A 20,328-nucleotide genomic window follows, 5' to 3' on the forward strand; every position below is an offset into this window, starting at 1 on the left:
AAAAGAGAATTTTTAACACTCCCTATACCATTTCGTTAATTGAATTTACGCACCGATTTTTTTGGTGGGTCAGGGATTTTTATTTCAATTTTTAACTAAAACCTCGTGGGTGGTATAGGTTAACCCACAAAATTATTATGGCAACAAAAACCATTACGTTCGGAATTATTACTGAAGCGGTTGTGCATCAATCATTTGAAATTCCTAAAAACTTTTCTATTAAAAATAAATCAATTCAAGATTTATATGAAGAAGTTCGATCAAGATTCGGAGATGAAAATACATCAGATGTTTTGACAGGAGATGTTGATCCTTTTGAATTTGGAGTCGACAATTTAGGTTTTAATGGGTTTATTAAGTATACAATCCAAGTGGATGGTAAATAATTGAAATAATTCACGAGCGTAAGTTATAAATCAATTAAAATCTTAAGAACCGTTAAAGTATTCCTTTATTATTTTATTGGACTCATGACAAAGTAGACAAAAAATAATTATTTCGGGAAAAATACGGGAATTATGAGAAAGAAAAAACCCTTAAAATATTGATTTTAAGGGTTTTATTATAAGTTTCAGTGCGGATAATAGGACTCGAACCTACACGCCTTGCGGCACCAGATCCTAAGTCTGGCATGTCTACCAATTTCACCATATCCGCGCAATTACCTCACAAGATCTTAATTAAAAGAAGTGTTCGGTGAACTTTCGTTTGTGGGTGCAAATATACACATAAGTTCTAATTTACAAAGCAAATTAAACAAAAAATATTTCACTGCTTTTTTGTACTTTTGATTGTATAATTTGAAACCCAATTATGGAAAACATAGCGTCTTACGTTCAGCAAAATAAAGAACGTTTCATCAATGAATTAATTGAATTACTAAAAATACCATCCGTAAGTGCTGATACTGCTTACTCTCAAGATGTATTCGACACCGCCGATGCCGTAAAAGCAAGTTTAGAAAAAGCAGGTTGTGATCTAGTTGAAATATGCGATACGCCAGGCTATCCCATTGTATATGGCGAAAAAACAATTGACCCTAATTTGCCAACCGTGTTGGTATATGGACATTATGATGTGCAACCGCCAGATCCAATGGAATTATGGACTTCTCCTCCATTCGAGCCTGTAATTAAAACTAGCGAAATTCATCCTGAAGGCGCTATTTTCGCACGTGGCGCTTGCGATGACAAAGGACAAATGTACATGCACGTCAAAGCATTTGAATACATGATTAATTCGAATTGTTTGCCTTGCAATGTAAAATTCATGATTGAAGGCGAAGAAGAAATCGGTTCCAAAAGTTTGAGTTGGTTTGTAGAACGCAACCAAGAAAAACTCAAAAATGATGTCATTCTAATTTCAGACACCGGAATGATTTCAAACCAACAACCGTCTATTACGACAGGACTACGCGGTTTGAGTTATGTAGAAGTAGAAGTTACAGGGCCTAATCGTGATTTACACTCCGGATTGTATGGCGGTGCCGTGGCTAACCCAATCAATGTGCTGACTAAAATGATTGCTTCTTTGCATGACGAAAACAATCATATTACTATTCCTGGTTTTTATGATAAAGTAGAAGAACTTTCTGCTGCCGAAAGAGCCGAAATGGCCAAAGCACCTTTCAGTTTAGAAAACTATAAAAAAGCGTTGGATATTGAAGAAGTCTATGGCGAAACTGGCTATGTAACTAATGAAAGAAACTCCATTCGTCCCACATTAGATGTCAACGGAATTTGGGGTGGCTATACTGGCGAAGGGGCTAAAACTGTGATTGCGAGTAAGGCTTTCGCCAAAATTTCAATGCGTTTGGTTCCAAATCAAGATTGGGAGGAAATCACTGAATTATTTACCAACCATTTTCTAAGTATCGCTCCAAAAGGAGTAACCGTAAAAGTAACTCCACATCATGGCGGACAAGGCTATGTGACTCCAATCGACAGCATTGGCTACCAAGCCGCTAACAAAGCCTACACCGAAACTTTTGGAGTTCCAGCTATTCCTGTTCGTTCAGGCGGAAGTATTCCTATTGTTGCGTTATTCGAAAAAGAATTGAAAAGCAAAACGATACTCATGGGATTTGGATTGGACAGTGATGCAATTCACTCACCAAACGAACATTTCGGAATTTTCAACTTCTTGAAAGGAATCGAAACTATTCCGTTATTCTATAAATATTTTGTAGAACTGAGTAAATAATTTTCCTTTTTATCTGAAAAAATGAATAAAAAAATTACAGCAACAGCCGCATTCTTAGGAATGGCTGCCATTATTTTAGGAGCTTTTGGAGCCCATACTTTGAAAAAAGTATTGACTCCCGAACAATTGATTAGTTTTGAAACAGGGGTGCGTTACCAAATGTACCAAGCGTTCTTTTTGTTCTTTCTAGCCACTCAAAATGATATTCTGGAGAAAACTAAAAAAACAATCTATAACCTAATTATAATAGGAGTACTTTTCTTTTCAGGATCGATTTATCTGTTGTCCTCAATGGGAATCACAGGTATCAATTTTAAAAGCATTGGATTCATTACCCCAATAGGTGGCTTATTACTCATCTTGGCTTGGGGAATACTTGGTTTTTCTATTCTAAAAGTAAAAAGATAAAAAAAGCGGTTTCAAATGAAACCGCTTTTTTATTACATATAACTCAGAATTTCCTTTTTCAAGGCATCATATTCACCTTGTAAAATCAACCCGTTATCAAGTAACTTTTTATAGTTCTGCAACTTTTCAAAAAGCTCGTCTGATGACAATTCGTTGAGTGGTTTATCTGTATCCATAGAGCTAAATCCAGAAAACGAAGGGACTTGAGCAGGCATAATCTCTGCAAATGAACTGACTTCTTCTGTTTCGACTTCTTCTACCGCTGCGTTAATGTTCAAATCTGAACCTCCTTTTAACAAATCGATTTGTTCTTTAGCAAAAGCATACATCTTTCTTGCTTGAACTTTCGGAATGTATTCAATAGTCACCGAAATCTCGGTTTTGGTTACAAATGAAAAATCAGAACCTAAAATACCTTCTTTAACAAAAGTACTTTCAATCTCATCCCAAGAATAATCTGTAAAATTCATCGAAAGCCCTAAATTTTTAGGTTGACAAATAATGATTCGTTTATTAGTCACCACAATACTATCTGGCAAAACGGTAATAGCTGGTTTTTTCTGCACCGCTATGTAACCAATTTCTTCATTTTTCATCAATAAATCACTCAATTTTGACATGACTTTTTCGATGGCTTTAGGATCTTGTTCTTCGTTTAAAAACTTTTTAAGTTGCTCATTCATAATCGCTTTATTTGGGAATTATTTTAGTAAAAGTAAATATACTACCTAATTTTCTACTATCCGAATTTCATTTTTTATTTTATTAGGCAAACTGCTAAAAACCAATTCATACGAATGGTCGATTAACTCTTTAACTAAAACATCAGAAACATCTTCATTTATAGCAACCGTGTTCCAATGTTTTTTACTCATATGATACCCCGGCTGAATTCCGTCGTATTCAGCACGCAATTCTTGAGCTCTATCGGGATCACATTTCAAATTGACCTGCGGATTTCCGTTTTCCCATGAACTTAGCGAACTCAAAAGAAACATTTTACTGCCTACCTTTAACACCAAAGCATCTTCATTGAACGGAAAATGTTCTGTAACTCCTTTTTTAGAAAGACAATAATCGAAAAATTGTTCAATGTTCATTTTTGAATTATTAGTTATTAGTTTTTTCTAAACTAGTTTTAAAACTCATGCTTTTTAAAGAATAATCACTTTCTGTTTTAAGCTTATAACCATCTTTTCTGATCTCAATAACTATAAATGCACTTTTATCAATTGTGATTTCATAAAATCCGTTATTATTAGATAACAATTCATATCCATCTTCTCCTAGATATTCATCATGATTTGAAAATCCATTATCACTTTCGTAACGATAATTTTCTATTTCTACTTTAGCATTTTTAATAGGTTTATTTGTTTCTTTATCAAAAACATATCCAGTTAATTTAACATTTTTGGTGTCAGTAGCAGAATAAACCCAAAAAGCTAAATACGATAAGAATAAAATTAAAATAGAACACGATATTATAATAAACTTTTTCATAAAAAATAATTAGCCTAGACTATACAAAATCGGTTTACTCGGACTAGCATCATTTTCAAATGAAGCGATTTGTAAATTCAATAAATAATTGCCATCAAGCACTTCGTTAGGGACAAAAATCATCTCGGTAATCGTACAATTCAGTCTTGCATCGTCATTCAAATGGTTCACATCTTTAACATTCCAAAAGGCTTTGTGTGCTACTAATTTACCCCCGTCTTTCTCTTTATCAACACTTGGCAAATCAATCAACAAATGTTGGATTCCGCTTTCGCGAAGGAACAACGCTGCCTCTTCAGACAAAAAAGGCGGATTCGTATTGGAATAGTTTAATGATTTTTTTGAAACGTCATTTGGCAATGTTCGAATAACAATGGCTTCTGATTTAATTTCTGAATTATGAACAGATTTCAACGCCTTTTCAATTTGCAGTTTTGAAATCACTAAATCCTCCCCTACTTTTTCTGGTTGAACCGAAATTAAAGTTGCCCAAAAGAAAAACGCTTTCAAACATTGATTGATACTGTAAAATTCTCTTGTAATATGCCCTAAACACTCGCTATGTGTTCCGTGCGCATGCGGATTGAAAAATAGATTATTGAAATTCGTTGACGATTGCCCTTCAGCTACTTTCCCAATCCAATCTCCCATAACTACAGGAGTAATTTCGGGGGCATTTTGGTGCCAAGCAATAGGATTTTGCTCGTCATTCGTTATTGGAATGGAAATATCAATGGGTTTTGATAAGTCTATTTGAAAAGTAGAATTATTATGTGTGATAGTTGTTTTCATTTTTTTAACCGCAAAGTGCGCAAAGTCTTTTACGCAAGGTTCGCAAAGTTTTAAAGATTATTAACTACTCTTTTTACTCCGTTTTTAATTAAGGTAACATTAAAATTTATTAGCAAACCTAATTTACAATTTGTTAATTTTAAATACGTTAACAATTGAGCAAAATGAACGTCGTTCAAAGCCTCAACTGATTTGATTTCAATAATTAGTTTATTGTTTACTATAACATCAATTCTATAACCTATATCAAGTTTTACTTCTTCATAAATTAAGGGCAGTGGCTTCTGCTTTTCAACATTTAACCCTTGCTTTTTTAATTCATAAAACAAACATTCTTCATAAGCACTTTCTAGTAAGCCAGGACCTAAACTTTGATGCACTTTTAAAGCACAATCAAATACTATTTTTGACAATTCGTTTTCTGTCATATTGAATATTGGCGTATATTTTTATCTTGCGTTCTTTGCGAAAACTTTGCGACCCTTGCGGTTAGATTATTCCAAATTTAGGCAAAACAAATCACTTGCTATTCCATCTGTTAAAAATTTACCTTTTAATGTTGGCTTCAATATTCCATCGGTAATAGAAAGTAAACCATCATCAATGAATTTTTGTGATTGTTGCTTCAAATAATCCAAATATTGAGCCCCAAATTCCTGCTCAATTCGGACTAAAGAAACACCCCAAATCGTTCGTAAACCCGTCATAATATATTCGTTATAGCGATCTTCGAGAGTTAAATTTTCGACTTCATTAGGCAATTCGTCATTCTGAAGTGCTTTCAAATACAAGGCATTATTAGCAACATTCCAACTTCTAGAGTCACCATCATAACTATGTGCCGAAGGGCCAATTCCGATGTATTTTTTACCCAACCAATAGGCCGAATTATTCCTAGAAAAATAATTTTCTTTGCCAAAATTAGACAACTCATAATGAACAAATCCATTGGCTTCCAGCGTTTCGACCAAAATCATAAAATGTTCTTGGGCTACCTCATCATTAGGCGAAGCTACTTTACCTGTTTGAATCAGTTTGTTCAACGCGGTTTTAGGCTCCACTGTCAAGGCGTAACTGGAAATGTGCGGTATTCCAAAAGACAATGCCGTTTCAATATTTTGCTGCCATCTTTCGTTCGACATTTGCTTCGCCTGTTCGCCATTCTGGCTCGGGTCGGGAATTCCGTAAATTAAATCCAGTGAAATATTATCAAAATAACGGGTAGCTATTTCTAGGCATTTTTTGGCTTGCACCGAATCATGAGCGCGATTCATTAACTTTAAATCCTCTTCAAAAAAAGACTGAATTCCAATAGAAAGTCGGTTAATCCCTATTTCCGCAAAGGCAATAAGATTTTCTTCAGACAAATCATCAGGATTGGCTTCCAAAGTAATTTCGGGATTTTGGGCAACAGCATAATGTTCACGCACTGTATCAATTAAAAACTGAATTTCATCAACCGTCAAGACCGATGGCGTTCCTCCTCCAAAATAAATGGTTTCAACTCCAGAGAATTTAGAATCCACTTGAAACTCATTTTTGCGCAGTTGCAATTCTTTGGCCAAAGCCAAAACCATTTCTTCTTTCTTCTTCATCGAAGTCGAAAAATGGAAATCGCAGTAATGGCAAGCTTGCTTGCAAAAGGGGATATGGATGTAGATTCCAGCCCCACCCAGCCTCCCCAAAGGGGAGGAGTTGTGAAAATTGTTTATTTTTTGTTCTGAATCAAACATGTAGTTATTTTACTCCCCCTTTGGGGGTTGGGGGGCTTATTCTATTTTCATTATTTTTCACAAAAGCATCCCAGCCCGAATAACTTTTGCCAATTTCTAGTCGGCCTGAGTTGAAGAAGTGACAAACGGCTGCTGCTAATCCATCGGTGGAGTCTAAATTTTTGGGCAAGGTTTTAAGGCCTAATAATTGTTGGAGCATTTTGGCTACTTGCTCCTTACTGGCATTTCCATTTCCAGTTATGGCCATTTTTATTTTTTTAGGTTCGTATTCTGTAATAGGAATACCGCGCGAAAGTCCCGCTGCCATAGCAACACCTTGTGCACGACCTAATTTCAACATCGATTGTACGTTTTTTCCAAAAAAAGGAGCTTCAATAGCTATTTCATCTGGATGATGTGTTTCGATTAATTCAATAGTCCGTTCAAAAATGATTTTTAACTTTTGATAATGATTGTCGTACTTAGATAATTGCAGTTCGTTCAATTGCAAAAATTCCATTTTTTTATTGATTACTTTAATCAATCCAAAACCCATAATGGTGGTTCCAGGGTCAATTCCTAATATGATGCGTTCGTTTGCCAATTGAGGTTTATTTATAGGTAGCAACTACTCGACTTTTAGTATAACAGGAAGAATAAATTGAGTTTTAACTGGAATTCCACGTTTGATAGCAGGATTCACTTTTGGAAAGTCAACCAATCGAGCTTTTAAAATACTGTCAATTTTAATCGTATCATACGCCACCGAATCTTTAGGAAATTGTGGTTCGAATTGCATGGTTGAATTAGGAAAAACCGTCACTTTAACCTCAATAGTGTCCAATTCTGGATAAAGAACTGATAGTGTATCAACACTCAATTTTTCTTGAATTAACTGAGTTAAAATTTCAAAAAAACATTGTTGGCGCTGGGTCTTATCCTCTATTTTTTCACAATCTGTAAGTGAAGGAAACTCATCTACTTCTTTCCAGTTGATTTCGTTCAACTCTTTTGCCAACAATTCCTTTTCAGAAGGCACTTGCTTCCCAAAATATTGGCAAGAATTAAACAAGAGAATAACTAATAAAAGAAAATAATACTTCAATGTTTTGTGTTTGAATGGAACTAATATGGGATAAAAATACAATTATTTTTTTTTGAGAAGCGCTATAAAACCAACAAATCTTAATTGAAGAAGGGAAATAGAAAAAAATGAAGAAAAATTATAAGATGAAGCAGCTACTTTTAGAGAAAAAAAACTACTATAACGTTTTAGTACCGTTGTAAATCAAAAAAGCTATCCTTAGTTCTGAATAAATTCAGAAGCTTTGGAAAGCTTTTCATTGGTCTAACTACTAAACCCGGTCAGCTTACAAGGCCGACCAAACAACACAACTAACTTTAGATACCGTTTTTGGGCAAAAAAGCACTTCATTACGAAGTGCTTTTCCCAATTTAGCGGTCTGGACGGGACTCGAACCCGCGACCCCATGCGTGACAGGCATGTATTCTAACCAACTGAACTACCAAACCTCTGCTTAATTGCGGTTGCAAATATACAACAGATTTCCGTTTACGCAAGCGTTTTTGTAAAAAAAATTAAATAATACGTCTTGAAATCAACCAAAGTTTTGTTTTTCAACCAAATAGGTCAACAGTATTTTTTCAAAATTTTCACCCACCTCCACCGGAACATATTGAATTCTGTTTTGAGCACAAGTCAACGCTACCTTTTTAAAATAAGCTGCCACCGTTTTTTCATATTCTTCTTGAACCGTATCGGCAAAAACCGCCACTTCTTCTCCTGTCTCTACATCAATAAATTTTCGGGGAGTGGAGTCAAAATCAAAACCCAATTCGGTTTTAGCATCAAAAACATGAAACAAAACCACCTTATGCTTGTTGTGTTTCAAATGTTGCAAAGCGTTAAATAAAGCCTCTTCATTTCCCGACTGAAACATATCGGTAAACAAAATAATCATCGAACGCCGATGGATTTTCTCTGCAATTTGATGTAAAAATGTAATGGTATCGGTACTTTTTGAAATTTTCGGTTGTTCCAAAAGTCCTTCAAGCGCATTTAAAATCATTCGGTGGTGACGATCGCTCCCTTTCTCTGGCGCATAATATTCGTAGGTGTCCGAAAAAACACTCAAGCCTACCGCATCGCGTTGTTTTTTCAATACATTCATCAAAACTGCCGATGCCATTACCGCGAAGCCTATCTTACTTTCATAAAAAGGCTGATTTTCTTTTACAATGGGGTAATGCATCGACGAAGAATTATCAATAATAATATGACATCGCAAGTTGGTTTCTTCTTCGTATTGCTTAGTGAACAAACGATCAGTTTTGGCAAATAGTTTCCAATCAATATGTTTGGTACTTTCTCCTGAATTATACACTTTATGCTCGGCAAATTCAGCTGAAAAACCATGAAACGGACTCTTATGCATGCCCGAAATGAATCCTTCCACCACTTGATGAGCCAACAACTCCAAATGACGAAAACTAGAAACTATATCTCTTTGTGATTCAATATTCATTATCCAAATATAAGAAAACGATTGGTACTTTACATAAAGCAAAAAGGATTGACTTTCGCCAATCCTTTGTTTATATCAATGCAATCCGTCGATTACAACAATGCGTCTAAACTATCTGCATAGGTTTGTTTTGGAGCTACACCTACTTGTTTTCCTACTACTTCTCCGTTTTTGAAAATCAAAACCGTTGGAATGTTTCTAACACCATATTTTGCTGCAAATTCTTGGTTAGCATCTACGTCCACTTTTCCAACAACTACTTTACCTTCGTATTCGTTGCTCAATTCATCAACGATTGGACCAACCATTCTACATGGTCCACACCAAGCTGCCCAAAAATCTACTAAAACTGGTTTGTCTGATTTCAAAACTACTTCGTCAAAAGTAGCATCTGTTATTGCTAATGCCATACTATTTTCTTTTTACTTGTTTATTAATTGTACTGCAAATCTATAAATTAAAAACCATTCTTACATCACTCTTAAATTAGTTTTGATTATGAATGTATTGCCTTTTTTTATACGCCAATTTAATTCAACTTGAAGTTAATTTGTCTTTTTTCCAATTCCAACAGCAACTCGTTGGATATTTTAACTTTTAATTTTCGACTCGGCATACTTAATTTAGTTACTACATTGATTTCTTCTACTTCGGTAGTCGTGCTAACTTTTTGAGTTTCCATCAAAGGAACATCAGCATCTTCAGTATCGGTTTCTTCTACAAATATTTCTTCTTCAGTTTCTGCAATTTCAGAAGTAGTTTCGACAATTTTAGTGATTTTTTCCAATTCCATGATTTCGAAAGTAACGGTATTGTCTCCTTTATTCTCTTGGAAAAGTTGGTTCAATTGCTGAATGAAATCGGACTGAATATCGTTGATATTCAATAATAGCACTAACTTTTTGGCAAAAGAAGGCAAAACATCCTGCAAATATTGGATTAACGTAAACTGCAATCGAGGTTCTCCTTTTTTACCCGTTTCTTTATCTGCCCATCCTTCTTTCACTAAAACTCGCATATAGGTAAAGTTATTCTGAATCAAAAAATGACGGAATTTCAAATACTCTTCTCCAAAGATTCTAAACTCGTAACTTTCATCATATCCTTCCAGAAAAAAGGAGGCCCAGCCTTTACCGTTTTTAGCCACACGATGTTGTACATTATTAATTATTCCGCCAAAAGAAAGTGTTTTACCCACGTACTGTTCTAAATGTTTCAGTGCCTCCAACTTAGCATTGCAGAAATATTTCATCTCAAACTTGAAATCATCCAACGGATGGCCTGAAATATAAATTCCAACGACTTCTTTCTCCTTGGCTAATTTTTCCATCGTACTCCAATCCTCGCAAGGTGGCACCACAGGCTCGGCAATTTGCACATCGCTACTTTCTCCAAACAAACTCACTTGCGATGAATTTTCATTTTCTTGGAACTTGGCTCCGTAACGCATTGCTTTTTCGTAGAAGGTAATTCCATCGCCATCATCATGAAAATATTGCGCGCGGGTAGTCCCCTCAAACGAATCAAAGCCTCCGGCTAAAGCCAAATTCTCTAAGGCTTTTTTATTGGCAGCACGCAAATCAATCCGTTTGGTCAAATCAAAAATCGATTTGTATTTTCCGTCTTTTCTGTTTTCTACAATCGTAGCCACAGCTCCTGACCCTACTCCTTTTATCGCTCCCATTCCAAAACGAACGGCATAATCATCGTTTACCGTAAATTTATAAAACGACTCGTTCACATCTGGCCCTAAAACCTGCAATCCCATTCGCTTACATTCTTCCATAAAGAAGGATACTTGCTTAATATCACTCATGTTATTAGAAAGTACCGCCGCCATGTATTCGGCAGGATAATTGGCTTTCAAATAGGCCGTTTGATAAGCAATCCAAGCATAACAAGTAGAATGCGATTTATTAAATGCATATTCGGCAAAGGCTTTCCAGTCGTTCCAAATTTTCTCTAATTTGTCTTTGGCGTGCCCTTTTGCCATAGCTTGCTCGATGAATTTTGGCTCCATTTTAGCCAATACATCAATCATCTTTTTTCCCATTGCTTTACGCAAAACGTCGGCATCTCCTTTTGAGAAATCAGCTAATTTTTGTGACAAAAGCATTACCTGCTCTTGGTAAACGGTAATTCCGTAGGTATCTTTCAATAACTCTTCACAGTCGGCCAAGTCATATTCGATAGGCTCTTCTCCATTTTTACGTTTAATAAAACTCGGAATGTAGGCAATCGGACCTGGTCGATACAAGGCGTTCATGGCAATCAAATCAGGAAAAACCGTCGGCTTTAATTCCTTCATGTATTTCTGCATTCCAGGACTCTCATATTGAAAAATCCCTACTGTCTCGCCACGTTGAAACAATTCGTATGTTTTCAAGTCGTCAATAGGAAATTCATCTGGATTCAAATCAATTCCAGATCTGTATTTCACTAATTTAACCGTATCTTTAATTAAGGTTAGGGTTTTCAACCCCAAGAAGTCCATCTTTAACAAACCGGCACTTTCTACCACCGAGTTATCAAATTGGGTCACAAACAAATCCGAATCTTTAGCGGTTGAAACCGGTACAAAATTCGTAATATCATCCGGCGTAATAATCACCCCACAAGCATGAATTCCCGTGTTTCGAAGATTTCCCTCTAAAACTTTAGCTTGTTGAATAGTTTCGCCTCCTAAATCACTTCCGCCGGCTAAGGCAATTAATTCTTTGATTTTATCGTATTCTTCTGGGCGAACTGTTTTTTTGATTAAAGCATCGTCTTCGTTTAGAAAACGAGCCAAATTCCATTTCGACGGCATCATTCCCGGAATTAACTTCGCAATTTTATCGGCCTCAAATAACGGCAAATCCAATACACGTGCTGTATCACGAATAGCTGACTTGGTAGCCATTTTACCATAGGTGATAATTTGAGCTACTTGTTTGGAACCGTATTTTCGAATAACGTAGTCCATTACACTGCTTCGTCCCTCATCATCAAAATCAATATCGATATCGGGTAAAGAAACACGGTCTGGATTCAAGAAACGCTCAAAAAGCAAATTGTATTTTAGTGGGTCGATATTCGTGATTTTCAAACAATACGCCACTACAGATCCTGCGGCCGAACCCCTTCCAGGGCCAACAGAAACGCCCATATTCCTAGCTTCGGCGATAAAATCTTGAACAATCAAAAAGTACCCTGGATAACCTGAATTTTCAATGGTCATCAACTCAAAATCCAATCGTTCTTGGACTTCAGGAGTAATTTCGGGATAGCGTTTTTTAGCTCCTTCAAAGGTAAGGTAACGTAAATACTTGTTTTCTCCACGTTTTCCTCCGTCCACTTCATCTTCAGGCACTAAAAACTCTTCGGGGATTTCAAATTTTGGCAATAAAACGTCACGCGCTAAATCGTAAATTTCAATTTTATCTACAATTTCGGCAATATTCGAAATCGCCTCAGGCAAATCGTTGAAGAGTTGTTTCATCTCATCACCCGACTTGAAATAATATTCCTGATTAGGCAAGCCATAACGGTAACCTCGACCTCGACCAATTGGCGTAGTTTGCTTTTCGCCATCACGCACACACAATAGAATATCATGGGCATTGGCATTTTCTTTGTCGATATAAAAAATATTATTGGTTGCCACCAGCTTCACTTCGTGCTTTCTAGCCAAAGCAACCAAAGCCGTATTGACACGATTTTCATCTTCCTGATTATGGCGCATGACCTCCATATAAAAATCATTTTGGAATTCATTTTTCCACCAAAGTAAGGCTTCTTCGGCTTGATTTTCTCCCAAATTCAAGACCTTATTTGGAATTTCTCCGTAGAGATTTCCAGACAAAACAATAATATCTTCTTTGTATTGTTGAATGACTTTTTTGTCAATTCGTGGCACATAATAAAACCCTTCGGTATAAGCAATCGAAGACATTTTAGCCAAATTATGGTAACCTTTTTTGGTCTTCGCCAAAAGGACAATTTGATACCCATTATCTTTTCGGGACTTATCTTTGTGGTCTTCGCAAACAAAAAATTCGCAACCCACAATCGGTTTCATCGCCACTTCAGTAGGCTCTTCTCCATTTTCGATAGCCGTCTTATTCTTAGCCGCTACCGATTTATTATGTGCTAAAATATCACGCACAAAATGAAATGCCCCCATTAAATTAGCATGATCTGTCATTGCCACCGCTGGCATTTTATGTTTTGCTGCGGCTTTAACCAAAGCTGCAATACTAATGGTAGATTGCAAAACCGAGAATTGAGTATGGTTATGAAGATGCACAAAATCAGCATCAATTAATACTTTTTTATTCTCCGAAAGTGTTGCTTTAGAAACGGTCTCCGTTTGTTTCTCTCCAAACTGCTGACGAATTCTATCTGAAGCTTCCTTTAAATTAATATGTTTTAACCCAATTAATTCAATTTCTCTTGGGTTTCTATTTTGGAAATCTTGAAAATAAGAAGCAGGCACATCTAATTCTTCCTTTGTAAATACTTCCCGACGAATTAATTCTAAAAAACATCGCGTTGTAGCTTCCACATCGGCTGTCGCGTTGTGGGCTTCTGCAAAAGGTCGGTTGAAAAGATAGCTATGTAATTCGGTCAACGTGGGTAATTTGAATTTCCCACCACGTCCACCAGGTAATTGCAAAAGCGAGGCTGTTACTTCGGTACACGTATCCAAAACAGGTAGCGATGCCATTGGCGATTCGATTCCCATTCGGTGAAATTCACATCCCATGATATTGACATCAAAACCTAAATTTTGACCCACAATAAATTTGGCTTTCGCCAAAGAAATATTGAATTTTTCTAAAACTTCGGCTAAAGAAATCCCTTCAGCTTCGGCTAATTCTGTTGAAATACCGTGAATTCGTTCCGCATCATAGGGAATATTAAACCCTTCTGGTTTGACCAAATAATCCTGATGCTCGATGAGTTTCCCCATATCATCGTGCAACTGCCAAGCAATTTGGATACAACGTGGCCAGTTGTTAGTATCGGTGATGGGCGCATCCCAACGCTTTGGTAAACCTGTGGTTTCGGTATCAAATATTAAGTACATACATCTTCATCCCAGCCCGCCGATTTAAGGTCGGGAATCAAAATCAGCTTGATTTTGACTGTTTATTTAACTGGTTGTAAACAATTTAAAATTAGAAAAACTCAAAAAAAATGAGTTTCAAATTTAGTTTTTTTTAGGCTAAAAAAATAGGGAAGTTATTAACAAAAAAAAGGAATTGTATTTTTTTGGATGTCGTAAAATGAATTCAAAAAAACAGTTCAAAATCGCCTGTACTATTTTTTAAAATAAGTCTCTAATAAAACGGAAAAGAGATTAAAAACCAAGAACGAAATTTTGTTGAATTTTCTAAATTATGACTATTTTATCTCGATTTGTTAGATTTTTTCACCTAAAAATCATCAATTTAGACCAAAACAAGCCTAAATTTGCAAATTCTAAAAAAAGAAAAAAAACGCGGTTAAAAGAAGTTCAGCAATAGCTTTTTGTACTAAATTGTAAAAAAAATATCCAAAACCCACACTTATACAATAGTATTATCAAGTATAAAGACAATTTGGGTATCGTATATACCACATTTAGTAGTAATACCACTTTATTTCTTTTATTAAATTTGCATAAATTGTTACAATTGTGTTCAATAGACCGGTTGTAAAAACAGAGAAATACATTTAAAAAATAGTTACAATGAGTAAGACATTATTTGACAAAGTATGGGATTCGCACGTAGTGCGTAAAATTGAAGATGGACCAGACGTGTTTTTTATTGACCGTCATTTCATTCACGAGGTTACTAGTCCTGTTGCTTTTTTAGGTTTAAAAACAAGAGGTATCTCGGTTTTATATCCAGAACGTACTTTTGCTACTGCCGATCACAACACACCAACAATAAACCAACACTTACCTGTTGCAGACCCTCTATCAGCAAATCAATTGAAAGCGCTGGAAGATAATGCAAATGAATATGGTATTTCTCACTGGGGATTAGGTCACCAAAAAAACGGAATTGTACACGTTGTAGGTCCTGAAAACGGAATTACTTTACCTGGCGCCACTATTGTTTGTGGAGATTCGCATACTTCTACTCACGGAGCCTTTGGTGCTATTGCCTTTGGTATTGGAACATCTGAGGTAGAAATGGTATTGTCTACACAATGTATTATGCAGCCAAAACCAAAGAAAATGCGTATCAACGTTAATGGTCAATTAAGTAAAGGAGTGGGTCCAAAAGACGTAGCACTTTATATTATTGCCCAATTAACTACTTCTGGTGGTACTGGATATTTTGTAGAATATGCTGGTGATGTTTTTGAAAACATGACTATGGAAGGTCGTATGACTGTGTGTAACTTAAGTATCGAAATGGGTGCTCGTGGAGGAATGATTGCTCCAGACCAAACTACTTTTGATTTCTTAGAAGGAAGATTACACGCTCCAAAGGGCGAAGCTTGGGATAAAGCGGTTGCTTATTGGAAAACCTTGAAAACGGATGCTGATGCGGTTTTTGATGCTGAATTAAACATCAACGCAGCTGATATTGAACCAATGATTACCTATGGTACTAATCCTGGAATGGGAATTGGTATTTCTAAACATATTCCGAATGCTAACCAAGTTGAAGGTGGCGAGGAAACCTACAAAAAATCGTTAGCTTATATGGGCTTCGAAGAAAATGACATCATGATTGGAAAACCAATCGACTATGTTTTCTTAGGAAGTTGTACCAATGGCCGAATTGAAGATTTTAGAGCTTTTACCGAAATTGTAAAAGGAAGAAAAAAAGCGGACAACGTTACGGCTTGGTTAGTACCAGGTTCTCACGTAGTAGAAGCACAAATTAAAGAAGAAGGATTGTTAGACATTCTTACTGAAGCAGGATTTGTATTGCGTCAACCAGGTTGCTCGGCATGTTTAGCAATGAATGATGACAAAGTACCTGCTGGAAAATACGCAGTAAGTACCTCAAACAGAAACTTTGAAGGTCGTCAAGGTCCTGGTTCAAGAACTTTATTGGCAAGTCCAATAATGGCTGCTGCAGCTGCAGTTACAGGTAAATTGACTGATCCAAGGGATTTGTTTTAATTCTCACCACAAAGACACAAAGGCACAAGGAATTATGCAAAAAGAACAATATGAAGCGTTAGCCAAAGAAATATTTTTAGCTAGCCTCGAAGTCCACAAAATTATGGGGCCTGGATTATTGGAATCTGTTTATGAAATGTGTTTGATGAGAGAATTGCAGTTGAGAAATATTTTCACGGAAAGTCAAGTAGCAATACCTCTTCAATTTAAAGGTTTTGCACTTTCAAAAGAATATAAAATAGATATTCTTGTGGAACAAAAATTAATAATTGAATTGAAATCAGTTGAAGCATTATTGCCAGTTCATGAAGCACAATTGATATCTTATTTAAAATTAGCAGACAAGCGAATGGGATTTTTGATAAATTTTAATGTCCCAATAATTAAAAGTGGATTTAAACGGTTTGTAAATAACTATTAAATCAATTCTAAATTAAAACAAATAAAAAAATAATGCAATGCGACTTAGCGTCCTTGCGGTAAAATTAGTAAAAATGGCATACGATAAATTTAATGTTCTTAGAAGTAGTGCGGTGCCACTACCTATAGAAAACGTAGATACCGATCAAATTATACCAGCACGTTTCTTGAAAGCTACCAAACGTGAAGGTTTTGGTGATAATCTTTTCAGAGACTGGAGATACAATGGAGACGATACTCCAAAAGCAGATTTCGTTTTAAACAATCCAACTTACAGCGGAAAAATCCTTGTGGGCGGAAAGAACTTCGGTTCAGGTTCTTCTAGAGAACACGCAGCTTGGGCAGTTTACGATTACGGGTTCAGAGCGGTAGTTTCTAGTTTCTTTGCTGATATATTCAAAGGAAATTGTTTGAATATTGGAGTACTTCCTGTTCAAGTAAGTCCAGAATTTGCTGATACTATTTTCAGTGCTATTGAAGCAGATCCAAACACGGAATTGGAAATCAATTTGCCAGAACAAACGATTACTTTATTGGCTACAGGTCAAAGTGAATCTTTCGCTATCAATGGATACAAAAAGAACAATATGATCAACGGTTTTGATGATATTGATTACTTGCAAAGTATGAAGGAAGAGATTGTTGGTTTTGCCAACCAATTGCCTTACTAAAAACAAATTAAACAAATGCAGTTACTTCGTGTCAAATTTAGTATTTGACTGAGTAACTGCTTTTACCGTTTTATACAAAATAGAATAATTTGATTTCAAAATATTGAAATCAAAGTGCTTTAAGAATCAAATTGATGATGGGAAAAAGAAAAATTGAAATAATGGACACGACACTTCGCGATGGAGAACAAACCTCGGGAGTATCATTTTCTGCTGCAGAAAAATTAACCATTGCACAATTGTTGCTTGAAGAATTAAATATTGATCGTATTGAAATTGCTTCGGCTCGCGTGAGCGAAGGAGAATTTCAAGGAGTTAAAGGCATTATGGAATGGGCTTCAGCCAAAGGATATACGGATAAAATTGAAGTACTCTCTTTTGTAGACGGTGGCGTTTCAATCGAATGGATGAAAAAAGCAGGGGCCAAAGTTCAAAATTTATTGACCAAAGGTTCGCTCAACCATTTGACCCATCAATTAAAGAAAACACCCGAACAACATTTTAACGAAATTGCACAAGCAATCGCTTTAGCAAAAGAAAATAACATTGAAACCAACGTCTATTTAGAAGATTGGAGCAACGGAATGCGCAATTCTCCAGACTATGTTTTTCAATATTTGGATTTTTTGACACAACAACCTGTTAAAAGAATATTATTACCGGATACTTTGGGCGTATTAATTCCGTCCGAGACCTTTGAATTTATTTCAAAAATCACGGCTAAATATCCTAACACCCATTTTGATTTCCACGCGCATAACGATTACGATTTAAGTGTTGCCAATGTTATCGAAGCGGTAAAAGCAGGTATTCACGGTTTACATGTTACCGTAAACGGAATGGGAGAACGCGCCGGAAATGCACCTCTTGAAAGTACCGTAGCAGTAATCAACGATTTTATTCCAGAAGTAAGCATCAACGTAAAAGAATCGTCTTTGTACTCGGTAAGTAAATTAGTCGAGACTTTTACAGGGTATAGAATTCCAGCCAATAAGCCTATTGTGGGAGACAACGTGTTCACACAAACCGCAGGAATTCACGCTGATGGAGACAATAAGAACAACTTGTATTTCAATGATTTACTTCCAGAACGTTTTGGAAGAAAAAGAAAATATGCTTTAGGAAAAACTTCCGGAAAAGCCAATATCGAAAAGAATCTTCAGGAACTAGGATTACACCTCAATCAAGAGGATTTAAAATTGGTTACCCAACGAATTATCGAATTGGGTGACAAAAAAGAAACCGTTACCAAAGAAGATTTACCGTACATCATCTCGGATGTTTTGGATAGCCAAACCTATGAAGAACGTATTACCGTTGAGTCTTACGTATTAGTTCACTCCAAAGGAATGCGCCCTTCAACAACTCTTTGTCTAAAAATTGACGGAGAAATTATCGAAGAAAATGCACAAGGAGACGGACAATTTGATGCTTTTATGAATGCTTTGGCAAAAATTTACAAAAGCAAAAAAATGAGTTTGCCCAAATTAGTAGACTACGCTGTGAGAATACCACCAGGAAGTAGCTCGGATGCGTTATGTGAAACCATTATCACTTGGGTCAATAACGACAAAGAATTCAAAACCCGCGGATTGGATTCGGACCAAACAGTAGCCGCTATTGTAGCGACTCAAAAAATGCTGAACGTAGTAAGCATCTAAACACTGATAGAACGAAATAAAATATATAACACGAAAAATAATATCAAATGAAATTCAATATTGCTCTTTTAGCCGGAGACGGAATAGGACCAGAAGTAATTAATGAAGCTGTAAAAGTTTCGGATGCTATTGCAAAAAAATTCAATCACGAAATCAACTGGACTCCAGCATTAACCGGTGCTTGTGCAATCGATGCTGTTGGCGTTCCTTACCCTGATGAAACACACGAAATCTGTATGAAAGCAGATGCGGTTTTATTTGGCGCTATTGGACACCCAAAATACGACAACGATCCTTCAGCAAAAGTACGTCCTGAACAAGGTTTGCTATTGATGCGTAAAAAATTAGGATTGTTTGCTAATGTACGTCCTACTTTCACTTTCCCATCTTTGATAGACAATTCTCCTTTAAAAAGAGAGCGCATTGAAGGTACTGATTTAGTTTTCTTAAGAGAATTAACTGGTGGAATTTACTTTGGAGAAAAAGGAAGAAAAGACAATGGCGATACTGCTTTTGACAACTGTGTTTACACCAGAGCCGAAGTACAACGTTTGGCTAAAAAAGGTTTCGAATTAGCGATGACTCGTAGCAAAAAATTATGTTGTGTGGACAAAGCCAACGTATTAGAAACGTCTCGTTTGTGGAGAGAAACCGTTCAGGCAATGGAAAAAGACTATCCTGAAGTGGAAGTATCGTATGAATTTGTGGATGCTGTTGCGATGCGATTGGTACAATGGCCTAATTCGTATGACGTTTTGATTACTGAAAACTTATTTGGAGACATCTTAACAGATGAAGCTTCTGTGATTTCAGGATCAATGGGATTAATGCCATCGGCTTCAGTGGGAGAACACACTTCATTATACGAACCCATTCACGGATCATATCCACAAGCTACCGGATTGAATATTGCTAATCCATTGGCTACTATTTTATCAGCAGCCATGATGTTTGAAGATGCTTTCGGATTAAAAGCCGAAGCAGATGCTATTAGAGCAGTAGTCAACAAATCATTAGCGGAAGGAATTGTTACGGAAGATTTAGCACCAAAAGGAGCTAAAGCTTACAAAACAAGCGAAGTGGGAGATTGGCTAGTCGCTAATTTGTAATTCACAATCTGATTTAAAATAAAAAAGGTGTCAATTTTCATTGACACCTTTTTATATATAAAGAAAAAATATTAATATCCTCCTCTACCTCCACGGTCTCCACCGCCACGGTTGTTTCCGTAACCTCCGCGTGAATCTCCACCACGGTTGTTGTTAAAACTTCTTCTTTCGCCTTCTGGTTTAGGCTCAGATT

At 36.2% G+C, this 20,328-nt stretch carries 19 protein-coding genes, 2 tRNA genes and 1 pseudogene; 8 read left to right on the forward strand and 14 right to left on the reverse strand.

The window, feature by feature from the left end:
• Positions 1–137: 137 nt before the first annotated feature.
• Positions 138–386, forward strand: coding sequence for a hypothetical protein (locus tag Q0L65_RS10860; protein WP_296686231.1), 249 nt, complete (start codon positions 138–140; stop codon positions 384–386).
• Between the two features lie 189 nt (positions 387–575).
• On the opposite strand, the gene Q0L65_RS10865 is transcribed toward Q0L65_RS10860, so the two are convergent.
• Positions 576–657: transfer RNA gene (locus Q0L65_RS10865), tRNA-Leu, on the reverse strand.
• A 156-nt stretch (positions 658–813) separates the two neighbouring features.
• Between Q0L65_RS10865 and Q0L65_RS10870 the strand changes: the two genes are divergently transcribed.
• Both Q0L65_RS10870 and Q0L65_RS10875 read left to right on the forward strand, forming a co-directional pair.
• Positions 814–2,202, forward strand: coding sequence for a dipeptidase (locus Q0L65_RS10870; RefSeq protein WP_296686233.1), 1,389 nt, complete (start codon positions 814–816; stop codon positions 2,200–2,202).
• A gap of 21 nt (positions 2,203–2,223) precedes the next feature.
• A complete protein-coding gene (locus Q0L65_RS10875; RefSeq protein WP_296686235.1) occupies positions 2,224–2,610 on the forward strand; it encodes a DUF423 domain-containing protein in 387 nt (128 codons plus the stop codon).
• A 32-nt stretch (positions 2,611–2,642) separates the two neighbouring features.
• On the opposite strand, the gene Q0L65_RS10880 is transcribed toward Q0L65_RS10875, so the two are convergent.
• The 12 genes from Q0L65_RS10880 to dnaE all read right to left on the reverse strand — a co-directional run bounded on the left by Q0L65_RS10880 (position 2,643) and on the right by dnaE (position 14,234).
• Positions 2,643–3,293, reverse strand: coding sequence for a PH domain-containing protein (locus tag Q0L65_RS10880; RefSeq protein ID WP_296686237.1), 651 nt, complete (start codon positions 3,291–3,293; stop codon positions 2,643–2,645).
• 45 nt (positions 3,294–3,338) lie between these two features.
• Entirely contained in the window at positions 3,339–3,710 is a 372-nt protein-coding gene (locus tag Q0L65_RS10885) for an MmcQ/YjbR family DNA-binding protein (RefSeq protein WP_296686241.1), read from the reverse strand.
• A 10-nt stretch (positions 3,711–3,720) separates the two neighbouring features.
• The gene (locus Q0L65_RS10890; RefSeq protein WP_296686242.1) at positions 3,721–4,113 is read right to left on the reverse strand and encodes a hypothetical protein; all 393 of its coding nucleotides are present in this window, start codon (positions 4,111–4,113) and stop codon (positions 3,721–3,723) included.
• A gap of 9 nt (positions 4,114–4,122) precedes the next feature.
• Positions 4,123–4,905, reverse strand: coding sequence for a cyclase family protein (locus tag Q0L65_RS10895; protein WP_296686244.1), 783 nt, complete (start codon positions 4,903–4,905; stop codon positions 4,123–4,125).
• A gap of 50 nt (positions 4,906–4,955) precedes the next feature.
• Complete coding sequence (locus Q0L65_RS10900) at positions 4,956–5,333, reverse strand: GxxExxY protein (RefSeq protein ID WP_296686246.1); 378 nt, start codon at positions 5,331–5,333, stop codon at positions 4,956–4,958.
• 66 nt (positions 5,334–5,399) lie between these two features.
• Entirely contained in the window at positions 5,400–6,638 is a 1,239-nt protein-coding gene (hemW, locus tag Q0L65_RS10905; protein WP_296686248.1) for a radical SAM family heme chaperone HemW, read from the reverse strand.
• Positions 6,639–6,642: 4 nt separating this feature from the next.
• Positions 6,643–7,221: a crossover junction endodeoxyribonuclease RuvC gene (gene ruvC, locus Q0L65_RS10910; RefSeq protein ID WP_296686270.1), complete on the reverse strand. Its 579-nt coding sequence runs from the start codon at positions 7,219–7,221 to the stop codon at positions 6,643–6,645.
• 24 nt (positions 7,222–7,245) lie between these two features.
• Positions 7,246–7,722: a hypothetical protein gene (locus tag Q0L65_RS10915; protein ID WP_296686250.1), complete on the reverse strand. Its 477-nt coding sequence runs from the start codon at positions 7,720–7,722 to the stop codon at positions 7,246–7,248.
• A gap of 354 nt (positions 7,723–8,076) precedes the next feature.
• Positions 8,077–8,150: transfer RNA gene (locus Q0L65_RS10920), tRNA-Asp, on the reverse strand.
• Positions 8,151–8,236: 86 nt separating this feature from the next.
• A complete protein-coding gene (locus Q0L65_RS10925; protein ID WP_296686251.1) occupies positions 8,237–9,163 on the reverse strand; it encodes a DUF58 domain-containing protein in 927 nt (308 codons plus the stop codon).
• Between the two features lie 92 nt (positions 9,164–9,255).
• Entirely contained in the window at positions 9,256–9,573 is a 318-nt protein-coding gene (gene trxA / locus Q0L65_RS10930) for a thioredoxin (RefSeq protein ID WP_229318210.1), read from the reverse strand.
• A gap of 119 nt (positions 9,574–9,692) precedes the next feature.
• Complete coding sequence (gene dnaE, locus Q0L65_RS10935) at positions 9,693–14,234, reverse strand: DNA polymerase III subunit alpha (protein WP_296686257.1); 4,542 nt, start codon at positions 14,232–14,234, stop codon at positions 9,693–9,695.
• Positions 14,235–14,879: 645 nt separating this feature from the next.
• Between dnaE and leuC the strand changes: the two genes are divergently transcribed.
• From leuC to leuB, 5 genes are all read left to right on the forward strand, one after another.
• Positions 14,880–16,274 carry a 3-isopropylmalate dehydratase large subunit gene (gene leuC, locus Q0L65_RS10940; RefSeq protein WP_296686259.1) on the forward strand — a complete coding sequence of 465 codons (1,395 nt, stop codon included), beginning with the start codon at positions 14,880–14,882 and terminating at the stop codon, positions 16,272–16,274.
• A gap of 34 nt (positions 16,275–16,308) precedes the next feature.
• Positions 16,309–16,695 carry a GxxExxY protein gene (locus tag Q0L65_RS10945; protein ID WP_296686260.1) on the forward strand — a complete coding sequence of 129 codons (387 nt, stop codon included), beginning with the start codon at positions 16,309–16,311 and terminating at the stop codon, positions 16,693–16,695.
• A 73-nt stretch (positions 16,696–16,768) separates the two neighbouring features.
• A complete protein-coding gene (gene leuD, locus Q0L65_RS10950) occupies positions 16,769–17,365 on the forward strand; it encodes a 3-isopropylmalate dehydratase small subunit (RefSeq protein ID WP_296686262.1) in 597 nt (198 codons plus the stop codon).
• A gap of 137 nt (positions 17,366–17,502) precedes the next feature.
• On the forward strand, positions 17,503–19,026 hold the full coding sequence (locus tag Q0L65_RS10955; RefSeq protein WP_296686272.1) for an alpha-isopropylmalate synthase regulatory domain-containing protein: 1,524 nt from the start codon (positions 17,503–17,505) through the stop codon (positions 19,024–19,026).
• Positions 19,027–19,073: 47 nt separating this feature from the next.
• Positions 19,074–20,135, forward strand: a complete 1,062-nt coding sequence (leuB, locus tag Q0L65_RS10960; RefSeq protein ID WP_264533923.1) for a 3-isopropylmalate dehydrogenase — start codon at positions 19,074–19,076, stop codon at positions 20,133–20,135.
• A 71-nt stretch (positions 20,136–20,206) separates the two neighbouring features.
• Here the strand turns inward: leuB and Q0L65_RS10965 are convergent.
• Positions 20,207–20,328, reverse strand: a pseudogene (locus Q0L65_RS10965) (RNA-binding protein); the annotation flags it as partial.

It is taken from the genome of Flavobacterium sp., from assembly GCF_024642105.1.
In the GTDB taxonomy this organism is placed as follows: domain Bacteria; phylum Bacteroidota; class Bacteroidia; order Flavobacteriales; family Flavobacteriaceae; genus Flavobacterium.

Excerpts from the sequence above, each read along its gene's own strand:
- Q0L65_RS10860 (WP_296686231.1), top strand. The coding sequence starts at position 138 with ATGGCAACAAAAACCATTACGTTCGGAATTATTACTGAAGCGGTTGTG.
- Q0L65_RS10870 (WP_296686233.1), top strand. The coding sequence starts at position 814 with ATGGAAAACATAGCGTCTTACGTTCAGCAAAATAAAGAACGTTTCATC.
- Q0L65_RS10875 (WP_296686235.1), top strand. The coding sequence starts at position 2,224 with ATGAATAAAAAAATTACAGCAACAGCCGCATTCTTAGGAATGGCTGCC.
- Q0L65_RS10880 (WP_296686237.1), bottom strand. The coding sequence starts at position 3,293 with ATGAATGAGCAACTTAAAAAGTTTTTAAACGAAGAACAAGATCCTAAA.
- Q0L65_RS10885 (WP_296686241.1), bottom strand. The coding sequence starts at position 3,710 with ATGAACATTGAACAATTTTTCGATTATTGTCTTTCTAAAAAAGGAGTT.
- Q0L65_RS10890 (WP_296686242.1), bottom strand. The coding sequence starts at position 4,113 with ATGAAAAAGTTTATTATAATATCGTGTTCTATTTTAATTTTATTCTTA.
- Q0L65_RS10895 (WP_296686244.1), bottom strand. The coding sequence starts at position 4,905 with ATGAAAACAACTATCACACATAATAATTCTACTTTTCAAATAGACTTA.
- Q0L65_RS10900 (WP_296686246.1), bottom strand. The coding sequence starts at position 5,333 with ATGACAGAAAACGAATTGTCAAAAATAGTATTTGATTGTGCTTTAAAA.
- hemW (WP_296686248.1), bottom strand. The coding sequence starts at position 6,638 with ATGTTTGATTCAGAACAAAAAATAAACAATTTTCACAACTCCTCCCCT.
- Q0L65_RS10925 (WP_296686251.1), bottom strand. The coding sequence starts at position 9,163 with ATGAATATTGAATCACAAAGAGATATAGTTTCTAGTTTTCGTCATTTG.
- trxA (WP_229318210.1), bottom strand. The coding sequence starts at position 9,573 with ATGGCATTAGCAATAACAGATGCTACTTTTGACGAAGTAGTTTTGAAA.
- dnaE (WP_296686257.1), bottom strand. The coding sequence starts at position 14,234 with ATGTACTTAATATTTGATACCGAAACCACAGGTTTACCAAAGCGTTGG.
- leuC (WP_296686259.1), top strand. The coding sequence starts at position 14,880 with ATGAGTAAGACATTATTTGACAAAGTATGGGATTCGCACGTAGTGCGT.
- Q0L65_RS10945 (WP_296686260.1), top strand. The coding sequence starts at position 16,309 with ATGCAAAAAGAACAATATGAAGCGTTAGCCAAAGAAATATTTTTAGCT.
- leuD (WP_296686262.1), top strand. The coding sequence starts at position 16,769 with ATGGCATACGATAAATTTAATGTTCTTAGAAGTAGTGCGGTGCCACTA.
- Q0L65_RS10955 (WP_296686272.1), top strand. The coding sequence starts at position 17,503 with ATGGGAAAAAGAAAAATTGAAATAATGGACACGACACTTCGCGATGGA.
- leuB (WP_264533923.1), top strand. The coding sequence starts at position 19,074 with ATGAAATTCAATATTGCTCTTTTAGCCGGAGACGGAATAGGACCAGAA.